14 protein-coding genes are annotated in these 11,706 nt (G+C 57.6%); 12 read left to right on the top strand and 2 right to left on the bottom strand.

Going from position 1 to position 11,706, the window contains the following annotated elements; all coding sequences use genetic code 11:
- The first annotated feature begins 2 nt into the window (after window positions 1-2).
- Together ABZ728_RS06770 and ABZ728_RS06765 are read left to right on the top strand one after the other, a co-directional pair.
- Window positions 3-461: a helix-turn-helix transcriptional regulator gene (locus tag ABZ728_RS06770; RefSeq protein ID WP_366655295.1), complete on the top strand. Its 459-nt coding sequence runs from the start codon at window positions 3-5 to the stop codon at window positions 459-461.
- Window positions 461-700 carry an AlpA family phage regulatory protein gene (locus ABZ728_RS06765; protein ID WP_366655293.1) on the top strand — a complete coding sequence of 80 codons (240 nt, stop codon included), beginning with the start codon at window positions 461-463 and terminating at the stop codon, window positions 698-700. Before ABZ728_RS06770 ends, ABZ728_RS06765 begins: the two co-directional genes overlap by 1 nt.
- Before the next feature lie 394 nt (window positions 701-1,094).
- Here ABZ728_RS06765 and ABZ728_RS06760 read toward each other — a convergent pair whose 3' ends face one another.
- Both ABZ728_RS06760 and ABZ728_RS06755 read right to left on the bottom strand, forming a co-directional pair.
- A complete protein-coding gene (locus ABZ728_RS06760) occupies window positions 1,095-1,943 on the bottom strand; it encodes a DUF4238 domain-containing protein (protein WP_366655292.1) in 849 nt (282 codons plus the stop codon).
- A gap of 392 nt (window positions 1,944-2,335) precedes the next feature.
- Complete coding sequence (locus tag ABZ728_RS06755; RefSeq protein ID WP_366655290.1) at window positions 2,336-3,478, bottom strand: hypothetical protein; 1,143 nt, start codon at window positions 3,476-3,478, stop codon at window positions 2,336-2,338.
- A gap of 647 nt (window positions 3,479-4,125) precedes the next feature.
- Here ABZ728_RS06755 and ABZ728_RS06750 point away from each other — a divergent pair.
- From ABZ728_RS06750 to ABZ728_RS06705, 10 genes are all read left to right on the top strand, one after another.
- A complete protein-coding gene (locus tag ABZ728_RS06750; RefSeq protein WP_366655289.1) occupies window positions 4,126-4,353 on the top strand; it encodes a BrnT family toxin in 228 nt (75 codons plus the stop codon).
- Window positions 4,334-4,645 carry a BrnA antitoxin family protein gene (locus ABZ728_RS06745; protein WP_366655287.1) on the top strand — a complete coding sequence of 104 codons (312 nt, stop codon included), beginning with the start codon at window positions 4,334-4,336 and terminating at the stop codon, window positions 4,643-4,645. The genes ABZ728_RS06750 and ABZ728_RS06745 overlap by 20 nt, the downstream gene beginning before the upstream one ends.
- A gap of 108 nt (window positions 4,646-4,753) precedes the next feature.
- Entirely contained in the window at window positions 4,754-4,990 is a 237-nt protein-coding gene (locus tag ABZ728_RS06740) for a HigA family addiction module antitoxin (protein ID WP_366655285.1), read from the top strand.
- A 238-nt stretch (window positions 4,991-5,228) separates the two neighbouring features.
- A complete protein-coding gene (locus ABZ728_RS06735) occupies window positions 5,229-6,158 on the top strand; it encodes a VOC family protein (RefSeq protein WP_366655283.1) in 930 nt (309 codons plus the stop codon).
- Window positions 6,159-6,309: 151 nt separating this feature from the next.
- Entirely contained in the window at window positions 6,310-6,747 is a 438-nt protein-coding gene (locus ABZ728_RS06730; RefSeq protein WP_366655282.1) for a hypothetical protein, read from the top strand.
- Between the two features lie 78 nt (window positions 6,748-6,825).
- Window positions 6,826-7,854, top strand: a complete 1,029-nt coding sequence (locus tag ABZ728_RS06725) for an acetamidase/formamidase family protein (protein WP_366655281.1) — start codon at window positions 6,826-6,828, stop codon at window positions 7,852-7,854.
- 367 nt (window positions 7,855-8,221) lie between these two features.
- Entirely contained in the window at window positions 8,222-9,040 is an 819-nt protein-coding gene (locus ABZ728_RS06720) for an IclR family transcriptional regulator C-terminal domain-containing protein (RefSeq protein WP_366655279.1), read from the top strand.
- Window positions 9,037-9,237 (top strand): hypothetical protein, encoded by a 201-nt coding sequence (locus ABZ728_RS06715; RefSeq protein WP_366655277.1) that lies wholly within the window; start codon window positions 9,037-9,039, stop codon window positions 9,235-9,237. Before ABZ728_RS06720 ends, ABZ728_RS06715 begins: the two co-directional genes overlap by 4 nt.
- Window positions 9,234-10,652 carry an amidase gene (locus ABZ728_RS06710; protein ID WP_366655276.1) on the top strand — a complete coding sequence of 473 codons (1,419 nt, stop codon included), beginning with the start codon at window positions 9,234-9,236 and terminating at the stop codon, window positions 10,650-10,652. The genes ABZ728_RS06715 and ABZ728_RS06710 overlap by 4 nt, the downstream gene beginning before the upstream one ends.
- 4 nt (window positions 10,653-10,656) lie before the next feature.
- Window positions 10,657-11,625, top strand: a complete 969-nt coding sequence (locus ABZ728_RS06705; RefSeq protein ID WP_366655274.1) for a TAXI family TRAP transporter solute-binding subunit — start codon at window positions 10,657-10,659, stop codon at window positions 11,623-11,625.
- Window positions 11,626-11,706: the final 81 nt, after the last annotated feature.

Genomic DNA, 11,706 nt, shown 5'->3' with positions numbered 1-11,706 from the left:
AAATGGAATTGCAGACGATCGAGGCGCCGACCCACCGGCGTCCCCCGGATGCACACCTGTCACCCGCCGAGATCGACGTCGAAGTCGGGCGGCGGTTGCGGGTTTACCGGGTCATGGCTGGGGTGTCGCAACAACGGTTGGGAGATCTCGTTGGTGTGACGTTTCAGCAGATCCAGAAATACGAGCGGGCGTCCAACCGGATCTCTGCTGGTCGGCTGGTCCGGCTGGCCGAAGTTTTGGGCGTGCGTCCCGCGGCGTTGCTGCCGGGATCGACCGGAGCGGAGGAATTCCCGCATCCCCTGCCGAATCTGGAGGCGGCGCGGGCGGTAAGCGCCATCACAGACCCCGTGCATCTGCGGGCTGTGATTCAGTTGGCCGAGCATCTAGGCCAGTCGTGTTGTCCGGCCGGCAGGCAAGGGGGCAGGGAAGCGAGCGCAACGGGCTGTCAGGAGGTGGCATAATGATACTGGAAGAATTGCAGATGGAAGGGCTCGCGGAAAAGCCCCGCCGACCCGTGACGCGGATGCTGCGCATATCCGAGGTCGAAGAAATGACCGGCCTCAAGCGGCCGACGATCTACAAGCACGTGAAGCTGGGGACATTCCCGCGGCAACAGCCGCTCGGCTGCCGGGCGGTCGGTTGGCGTCTGGACGATATCGTGGGCTGGCTTGAAAGTCAGGGTGGTCAGGCTGTATCGTGATCGGGTGGCGAGCGCTGCCGCAGGTTGGCGGACATACGGTGGCGCTCGCGATTCGTCTATGGTCATTCACGGTGATCTCCGCGCACTGTGTACAATACCGTGTACCATGGCGCGTCGCGGCACGGGAGAAAATGGCGAAAAATCAATGACATATAGCAACTATAGGTAGGACTCTCTCTCCGCCACCCTTTTGCGCGACCGCAAACTGACTGATTTAAAACAGAAAAGCGGGGGACAGACCCTCGCCTTCCACACATGATTTCCACACACCCAAGATGGCTTGCCTTCCAAATCGCTTTCATTGTCAGCTACGACAGGGAGGCATGGCCTTAAAATAGGTGCTATTTAATCGGCTGTTCAGAAATATCAGGAGCGGCGCCGTATGATGGAGGGTTCATCGGGCTGTAATCAAAGACTTCACAAGACGCTCTGACCGTCCTGCGATCACAGTTGACTGGATATATATACTAAAATTGAATTCTCGAAGCCATTCGAAGTCATTTAGCTGGATGACCAAGTCTTTTCCTTTTCCGGCAAATATGCCGATTGCGACGTCGGAGGCGACTGGAAGCCACACCTCTACGCCCGGATGCCCTAGATGGCTTGTGCTTGGCGGCGTTAGTTTGGCTACTGGCCTGCTACCGATGATGAAGCTTTTCTTTGATTTCCGAATGACCGCGATCGCAATGCTCATGTCGCGAATAGCCGCCTCAACTTCAGGGCCAAAGTGGCCGATCGCCATTATCCAAGCATTATTGCTCATACGTTGTTTTACATTTGTAGTGAAATAATTCCTTCGTTCCTCGTCTGCAAGTGAACGGTAAATTTTGCCAAAATCGTTGATGCAGTCGTTGATTAATACTTCCATATCGACGTTTTCTTTTAGTTCGCTCAATGAATCTGGAGTCCTTTTCCATTGCAAAAATAGAAACATGTTCCAAATTTTTTTATCTTCATCCGTAAGAGCTGGTATTTTTCCGTTGCGAGCAGATATGCACATTTTATCAATGACCGGTTTCGCCAGCCCTTCCATATGGGAAAAATAGCGTTCGGCTGAAAGATCATTGTTTTGCCCGGTTTCTATTCTATATAAATTCGTGTTGAAAAAAATACTCTCAGGATTGGCGGAAATAACGCGCCTTTTTCCAAATTTTTTATTGTAATGCCATATTTTCCCGTCAACATCACAGAAATTCCTTAACAACATCTGAGGGACAAAGTGGTGTTTTTTTGGTGTGGTCAATGCTGTTCTCGTTCTTTCTGCGGTTATCTGAGAATTAAATAACAAATTAATTTTGAATTAGTATTGCACTGTTCAGAGCCATAGAGCTGATACATCTACCAATGAAATTCCGATGGGAGTTCCGGTCTGGTCATCCGAGACTAACGCGCATTTTATGTCAAAGGAAGCCCTGTAGACCCTACTCCACAATTCTGAGATAAAAAGTACGTCCCTTCCCAAGGATTGGACCTATGCAATGGTCTCTGAAGCCGGTGTGTTGAACAGCATACAGTATTGGACACAAATTTTTTTTAATCTCCGAGGTCCGAGGATGAAAGTTGGACATAAAAACAAAACGGAATCATTACATAGTTATAGACTACAATGGCTAATACACTAAATAATAATTTGAATTAATATTCGATATTGTCGTCATTATAATTTATCGATCTAGCGATTGCCGATAATACGATGATTTGATTCAGTGGTTTACTTGATTGTTGAATCATGCGCAGTGCTTCGCTGTGAAGTTCTGCTTGTGAATGCGCAAATGCCAAATCTCCAAGCGCCCAACCGAGATAAAATTCAGTTTCAATTTGACTGGCTGTTTGTCGGGCGTCAGCTAGGAATCCAGCATTAGCTTGGGCTGTTGCTATATCGCTCAGCGCCATCTCGCGACTAGTTTCAAATGCGATATCTAGTGCGGCGTCGCGTGCTTCGATAAAAAGTTCTCGGTCGTTGTGTGCGCTAGCGATGAATTGGAGCGCTAAAGATCGACTAGTGGCGGTTTCTATTCCTCTTGCTAGCTGCAGAGCTTCTATGAAAACACTTGGGTCGGATCGGCTAGCGGCAATATCTCCAAGCGCCTGTGCTCGCCATAGTGCGTCAACAATGTCGTCGGCTGTGTTCAGAGCCTCATGGAATAAGCCAGCTTTCGCCTGAGCAGAAGCGATAGCTGCGAACGCTATGCTCCGATCACCTTCCGTCTCGATGCCTCGGGCTGCGTCCAAAGCTTCTTCAAATAGGTGAGTATTGTCTTGTGTGAGAGCGAATTTGCTGAGAGCCTGACTGCGGTGGAGCGGAGATGCGATTTGGCGGGCAACTTCTAAGGCCTCTGTGATAAGATCTGGGCGTAGAAAAGTCCATTGATCGCCGTTTTGAGGTTGTTCAGCAATGGCTATCAAAGCTGATGCCTTGGGCCAAGAACTTTCGATTGTTCGGATTGTCGTCAAAGCTTCCAGCATAAAACCTGCTTCAGCCTGTGTGATAGCAATATCTCTCAGCAATTCCTCGCGAACGTGTGTATTTCGAATGTCATAGATGGATTTCAGAGCTACATAGAAATCATTCAGATTGGCATGTGCAGTGGTAATAGTTGTGAGGGCCATAGCTCGTTCAGTTGAATCGTCTATTTCGCGAGCCATCTCTCGGGCTTCGGAAGTCAAGGAAATAGCAAACCGCCGATCAATATCGTGAGTCAGGTTTTCTGCTGCTAAAGATTGAAAATGGAAAACTAACGCAAAAAATATAATAAAAACGTAATTTATCTTACACATTTTCGTTGACAACCTTTCGTAGCTCAATAGTAGAGATGGGGCATGAAGAGAGATTTTCAATTCTGGTAAGGATAAAAATAAAAATTTCCAAAAATTCTCTATAACTCTCCCTCAATAGGGCGCCAAAAACATACCATGATATGCCGTTTTGTTCAATAAGACATCTTCTGGCTCGCCGAGTTATCTATAGCGACGACTTCGGTCGATCGTTGCCTCTAATCTAGTCCTATATTACCATCCGTATTCTCGGCGTATACCCTGTTTCGCGGTCGATGGTGGTCGTCGCATATTATGGATCAATAAGAGGATGCGAGCGATAGAATAGTAGGGCTCGCTGACGGCTTTTCACCGGCTTCGTAAGCCATCGTCGGGGCATTGAAGGTCGATCGTGACGATCTGGTCTGAGGGTCAGGTGACCCGCATGATCATCCCCTCATTCGGCGGCATGACCTCCTCGGCCGTGCTGTCTCTTGCGTCGCGCAGGGTCTCTCGGGCATCGTTCCGGCGAGTGGTTAAGGTCTAGGGCTTGGCTTTCAGATGGGGATGACCGGCGACGATATTCTTGCTTTCTACGATCAAGGCATGGCCGAAGCGCCGTTTCCAATCACCCTGTCCGATCCCCGAGGGGCGGTTTTCGTGGCGCTCAGGTGCTGGGGGCCGAGCGGGAAGCGGGCGGCACGTTCGCCGTCTCTGAAATGGAACGGATCGAAAATGGCGAATATCGTTGGCAAACTATCGGGCTCGTAAACGGCTGCGTGATGCTGCTGGTTGCCCACACAGTTGCTGACGATGATGCGATCGAACGCATTCGAATTATTTCGGCCCGACGAGCCACAGGCCATGAGGTGAAACGCTATGAGCGCGAACGACGTTAAGGTCACGATGGACCCCCAGAACCCACCGGTGCTCAGCGACGATCAGAAGGCTGAGCTCGAGGCGCTGAAAGCGAAGACAGATGCCGAGATCGATACGTCCTATATCCCGGAACTGTCGGATGATTTCTGGCGAAAAGCGGTGCGCAACCCGTTCTATAAGCCGAAGAAAGCGTCGACCACCGTCCGTATAGATGCCGATGTGCTTGCATGGCTGCGTGCGCAAGGGCCGGGATACCAGACGCGCATTAACGCCATCCTCCGCAGGGAAATGGAAGACACCTTGAAACGCTGAGGCGATAGTATCATCCGTGGACGGCCAGCCATGGTTGCCGTTGCTTGGCACCTGAATCGCAACAGGTGTTATGCGGCATCCGGTGCAAAGGTAGAGGGACATATGCCCGTGCGCACATCCCCAGGCGAAATCCTGAAAGAGGAATTCATGGAGCCGCTGGGCTTGAGCGGTACCGAACTGGCGCGACAGCTGAACGTCCCGGCCAATCGGATCAATGACATCATCCGGGGACGGCAGGAGATTTCCGCCGATACCGCGTTGCGGTTCGGGCGGTATTTCGGAACGACGGCGCGGTTCTGGTTGAATGCTCAGTCAGCCTACTCGTTATCAAAGGCCGAAGCCTGAGCCGGTCCGGCCATTGAGCGGGAGGTCGAACCCCGCCCCGTCAGTTGAAATCTACGGAGCCTCAGTTTCGGCCCGGTGGTGTCGAATGCTTTGCGTCTAGGCTAATGAAGGCTGCGTCCGGGCGTCGGTCGTGGCCGGATCGGCCGCGCCACAATAATCTTTGACCGCGATCTATAGCGTTGATATCAACTAATATAGTCGACAACGCAAGTTGATGCCGACCGTGAGGGAGCATCCGATGCAGAAAATCACGCCCCATCTGTGGTTCGACCGGGAAGCCGAAGACGCCGCCCGGTTGTACGCCTCCCTGTTCCCGGATTCCGCAATCGGCACCGTGAGCCGCTATGGCAAGACCGGTCAGGAGGTGCATGGCCAGCCGGAAGGACAGGCCATGACGGTGCCCTTCACCCTGGCCGGATACGACATGCTGGGGCTGAACGGCGGGCCGCATTTCCGTTTCACCCCTGCGATATCGTTCTTCGTCACCCTGGAAACGGAAGAGGCGGTGAACGCAATATGGTCGGGGCTGGTCGCCGACGGCACCGTCCTGATGCCGCTCGACCGCTATGACTGGTCGGAGAAATATGGCTGGTTGAGCGATCGCTATGGCGTGTCGTGGCAGATCGCGCTCGGCGACTGCGCCGAGGTCGGGCATCAGGCCATCTGCCCGTCCCTGCTGTTCGTCGGCGCCCAACACGGCCGGGCCGAAGCAGCGATGGAGCATTACATGGCTGTTTTCAGCACGTCGCCTGCCGCGTCATCAACCGCGCCCACGGCCGTTGACGGAATCCTGCGCTATGATGGCGGTCCCGATCCGGCCGGAACGGTCAAGCATGCTCAATTCAGGCTGGCGGGCGAGACATTCATGGCAATGGACAGTGCGGCCGCTCACGATTTCGGCTTCACCGAAGCGGTCTCGTTCATGGTCGGCTGCGATAACCAGGCGGAGGTCGATCATTACTGGTCCGGCCTGTCGGCGGTGCCGGATGCCGAGCGCTGCGGCTGGCTCAAGGACCGGTTCGGCGTTTCGTGGCAGATCGTGCCGCGGATCCTGCCCAGGCTTCTCGCGGATCCGGACCCCGCCAGATCCGCCAGGGTAATGCAGGCCATGTTGGCGATGAAAAAGATCGACATCGAGGTGCTCAAAGCCGAACATGAGGGTCGCTGACGTCTGGGGAAAGCGTGTTTTGGGCTCCGTGAAACCAGGAGCGGTCGGTGCTACCCAAGGCTGTTGTTTTTGTGTTTCTCGCGGAAAGGTAATCGGTGCATACTGTGATATGGTTTGAATACTCCGATTTCAATGGCGGGAGTGGCACAAGATGATCGGGCGCTACGCGTATCCCTGCACCGTCGAGGTCGACAGCAACGGCTTTTTCGTAACCCGCTTTCCGGATATTCCCGAGGCGATCAATGGTGCGGAACGGTTGACTGACCTGAATCATCGGGCAGCCGATGCGCTGATAACGGCCCTGAATTTCTGCATCGAGATGGGCGAATCCTTGCCGGTTCCGTCGCTTGCCGATGAGAATCAGGCAACGGTGACGGTGCCCGCCATCGTAGCCGCAAAGCTGGCGCTTTATGAAACGCTGTGTGAAGGCTGCATCGGAAAGGCGGGGCTGGCCAATCGGCTGGACCGCCCGGAAAGCTATGTCGATCGGCTGCTCGATCTCCACAATCGCTGCTATATGGAAGAGGTCGATCAGGCTCTGGCGGCGCTGGGTCGCCGTGTCGTCGTGTCTGTCCAGGTGGCAGATTGATCTGATAGGCTCCGGTTCGTCCAGTGGCGGGAAACGCCCGGAACCGGCTTGCAACAAGGGCAACGGGTGGGGTGGCGGATGGCCGACGCTGACTGGTTCAGGACCTCGATCATGGCGCGGCAGGGTGTTGCCGGTGGCGTGCCGGGACGCCGCCATGAACTGACCGACGCCGTTCAGGCCGGCACGTATCACTATGTCTACGGCCCCTATGCCGAACCGGTGCTGGAGATCGATCCCGGCGATGTTGTTTCGGTCGAGACCGTCGACGCCTTCGAGGGCAAGCTGAAGACAGAGCAGGACCGCCCCAGCGAGAAGCTGAAGATGCCGTTCCTGAACCCGCAAAGCGGACCGATCCGCGTCACCGGCGCCGAGAAGGGCGATGTGCTCGCCGTCCATATACACGCCATCGCCCCGCGCGGCCCGCAGCCGCGTGGGACGACCGCGCTCGTTCCGGAATTCGGCGGGCTGACCGGAACGACGGCAACCGCATTGCTGAATGCACCGCTGCCCGAACGGGTGAAGAAGGTGAATGTCGACGAGAATGGCGTCTATTGGTCGGACCGGATCACGCTGCCTTACGAGCCGTTTCTGGGCACCATTGGCGTGTCGCCGGAAATCGAGGCCATCACCTCGCTCCAGCCGGACTATTATGGCGGCAACATGGATCTGCCGGATGTCGCCCCCGGCGCGATCATCTATCTGCCGGTCCATCATGCCGGCGCCTTCCTCTATCTTGGCGACGGCCACGCCATCCAGGGCGACGGCGAGCTGTGCGGTGTTGCGATCGAGCAGGCGACCACGACCACGCTGCATGTCGATCTGATCAAGGGTCTGGATATCGCCTGGCCGCGCCTGGAAACCAAAGACTTCTACATGGCGATCGGCAGTGCCCGCCCGCTGGAGGATGCGGCCCGTATCGCCTATCGCGAACTGGTGCGGTGGGCAGCGGCGGATTTCGGTTTCGACACGATGGACGCCTATATGTTGCTGACGCAATGCGGCAAGGCGCGGCTGGGCAACATGGTCGACCCGAAATATACCGTCGGCGCGTCAGTCGCCAAATGGATCATGCATCAGGGCGGCGATCAGGCCAGCCCGGCGCAGTAATCCCTGTAAAGCCAGGCCACCATCCACGAGCAGGGCGTCCCCGTGCATGGCGTCCATCTGGCGCGCGATCCTTTCGCTGTGGCGCAGTTTCATCATCGCCGCGCCCCGAACGGCCCCCAAAAAATCAAACTGCCTCGGCTCGACCACTCTCCAACCCGGTGACAAAACCCGAAGGTTCTCGGCATCTTCGACAAGGCGAGATGCTGCGCAATTGGACCGCGTCAGGCAGTAGTGCCATGGCATCGAATGCTCCCCAGAGTCGAATTGCCGGCGCTGTGCGCCTGTTACGACAGAAAAATCGGCATTTACTGGACTCGCTGGTCCCCGTTTCTCATTCTCGACGCACAAGAATAGTCGGAACGGTGCCATGCATTCGTCCTCTCCTGCCGATACGTCGCTGCGATCAATTGCCCGGGCTACGGCGATTCTCAGAACGCTCGCCAGCGATCCGCAGGCTGATTGGCGGTTGTCCGCCCTGGCAGATGCGGTCGGGCTAAATGAGCGTTCGACACGCCGCATCGCCCAGGCGCTGTGTGCCGAAGGGTTGGTCCAGGTGACGCCATTGGGATATTCGCTCGGTGTTCAGGCCTGGTTGATGGGCGAGGCGGCAACCGAGCGCCACTCCCTGACGACCCATGGCCGCGACTGTCTCCTGCGGATTGCCGAGGTAACCGGCGACGTTTCGATCCTGTCGGTGCCATTCGGCCGGACCGCCCGCGTGGTGGGGCGCGAGGAAGGCGACCATCCAATTCTGCCGATGAACCTGAAGGTAAAGGTGACACGGCCACTGGGTTGCGGCGCACATTCGATGGCGTTGCTGGCTGCCATGCCGGATGCGGCGGTCGAGCGCGTTATCGAGGAAGACGAGGCGGCGCGACAGTCGTTTCCTTCCTTCACCAAGGATCGATTGCGGTCGTTGACGGCGACCACCCGTGCAAACGGCTTTGCCGAAAGCGCCGGCGACATCGTGGCCGGCATGAGCGCCCTGGCAGTGGCCATCCTGGATCAGAGCGGCCGTCCGATCGCCGCGCTGAGCTGTCTGGCGATCAGCGAGCGCCTTACCGGCAAGCGCCGCGAGGCTGCATTGTGTTCACTTGTCGAACAGGGCGACGCCCTGGCGACCCGCATCGGCGGCCGGCGCTTCGCGCCCATCAAGGCCGCGAAAGCTGCTTCGAGGAATCAATGATGGAAACGACGCCCGACGCCCTTTCCGAATGGCACGGCATCACGAGCCGCGCGACGACCGGCCGGCCCGAGCGTGAGGCCCAGGCGATTAACGACCGGATCCGCGACGCGTCTGCGGAAATGCTTGAGCCATGGGACCGCATCGATGATTTCCGCGTTGCGCTGGTGGATATGGCCGATGAAGGGCAGGACCTGTGACGGCGGGCACCGGCGACGCTGAAAAGCTGCTGGATGGCTCGATGGCCGACGCGGCTTTGCGCTTGAGAGCGGGAAATATCTCTGCGCGGGCCATAACGGAAGCCGCTTTGGCACGGGCCGAGAAGATCACGGCATCGCATAACGCGTTTCTTCAGATATGGACGAACCGCGCCCTTGCCAGGGCCGACGCGCTCGACGCGCTTCCCGCCGATCGACGCGGGCCGCTGCATGGCATTCCCATGGCACACAAGGACTGCTTTGTCATCGACGGCTACACGCCGACCGTTGGATCCATCGTCGACCTGCCGCGCACGGCCCGTGGGACGGCGTCGGCGATCGAACGGCTGGAAGCGGCGGGAAGCATCACGATCGGCACGCTGCATCTCAGCGAAATGGTGGCGGGCCCGACGGGACAGAATCCGCATTTCGGCGATTGCCTGAATGCCTGGAATCCCGATTACATTTCCGGCGGCTCATCGTCCGGTTCAGCCGTGGCGGTGGCGTCCGGTGTGGTGTTTGCCAGTCTCGGCTCTGATACGGGCGGTTCGATAAGGCTGCCGGCTTCGGCGAATGGGTGCGTCGGGCTGAAGCCGACATACGGCCTGGCGCCTGCGGACCTGACGTTTCCGCGCGCTCAAAGCCTGGATTGCGTGGGGCCGCTGACACGCAATGCGCAGGATGCGATGACTGTGACATCCGTCATCGCGGGATCGGCCGTCGATGAGCGCGATGCGGCCAGCGGCAGGTTGCTGATGCCGACCGCGACCCGGATCGGTGTTATCGCCCCAAGCCTTCTGGGCGATCTGGATGCCCCGATTGCCGACGCATGGGGCCGGTCGATCGCGCTGCTGGGCGAGCGTCTGACAATCCGCGAAAACGTCGACCTGCCACATCTTGCGCTGACCTATGCGCTGGGCGATGCAATATCCAAGGTGGAGGCGGCAACGCTGCACGCCAGAAGCATGGCGCGGTCGCCGCAGTCCTACAGCAAGGCCGTCTATACGCGCACCGAACCGGGATTTCTGATCCCGGCGCAGCGCTATGCCGAGGCGTTGACACTTCGCGGCCGCATCTTGAGGAACGTGATCGAAACCGCGTTCGCCAAAGCCGATGTTCTCGTCTGCCCCACGATTCCCGTCGAAATTCCGAACCGTGTCGACGCCGATATGGAGCGCGGCGATGCCGTGTTCGAGGTCGTTGCCAAAATCACCCGGCTGACAAGACCTTTCAGCTATCTCGGCCTGCCGGTTGCGTCGATCCCCATCGGCGTCGACGGGCACGGTCTGCCCATCGGGATGCAGATCGTCGGCAAACCCCATGCCGAGCGGCGGATTCTCGCCGTCGCTCGCTGGCTGATGTCCGCCGCGGGGGCGGAATCGGCCCAAACAATCTTTCAACTTCAGGACAGGAGGTAATTGAATGAATACGAAACTGCTGAGCACGGCTTCTGCCGCCGTACTGTTGCTCGGTGCGGGCACCGCAGCCGCACAGACGCAATTCATCACGATCACCAGTGGCGGTACCGGCGGGTCGTGGTATCCGCTGGCAGGCGCGATGGCGGAAGTGCTGAACGAGAACCTGGACGGCATCAATGTCACCGCAACGCCGGGCGGATCGGCCAATAACGTTCGCGACGTCCGTGACGGCACCGCTGAGATCGGTTTCGTTTTCGCCACCGACCCGTTCGCCGCCTGGGCCGGCGAGGCGCCGTTCGACGAAGGGTCATACGACAATGTTGAAGTCATGTTCAGCATGTTCCCGCTGTACTTCCAGATGGGCGTGCCGGCTTCCAGCGACATACAGGCGGTCGAGGACCTTGCCGACGCGCGCCTTTCCCCCGGTCAGGTGGGCTTCGGCGGCGAAATCCTGACCCAGATCCTGCTCGACGCGCATGGCCTGTCTTATGACAGCATCGAAGCCGCTGGCGGGCAGATCAACTACACCTCGTCCGGCGAAGCGGTGAACCTGATCAAGGACGGCCATCTGGATTGGCACGGGTCGATCACCTTCGCACCGGCGGCGTTCTTCATGGATCTCGCCTCGACCCAGCCGATCAGGCTGTTGCCGATCGCCGACGACAAGTTGGAGGAAATCACCAGCGCCTATCCGGCCTATTATGTCACCGAACTGCCCGGCGGCCTCTACGAAGGCCAGGACGAGCCGGTCGACGTTCTGACGGTGGCGACGGCTTTGATCGTGAACGGCGATCTCGACGAAGATCTCGTTTACGACATCACCCGGACCTTGCTGGAAAATCGCGATCGGCTGGCTTCGGTCCATGCCTCGGCGGAAGGCATCACGCCGGAAACTGCCATGGACGGAATGGAAAATGCACCGTTCCATGCAGGCGCCGAGCGCTACTTCCGGGAAACCGGGCTGATCGACTGATCCAGATCGACTGATCCAGATCGACTGATCCAGATCGACGACGGTCACATCTGACACGTCATAATCCGGACGGCGCGGTGC

Source organism: Fodinicurvata sp. EGI_FJ10296 (assembly GCF_040712075.1).
GTDB lineage: Bacteria > Pseudomonadota > Alphaproteobacteria > DSM-16000 > Inquilinaceae > JBFCVL01.
Note: the sequence above shows the minus strand (reverse complement) of the source record. Positions and strands in the feature narration are given on the sequence as shown.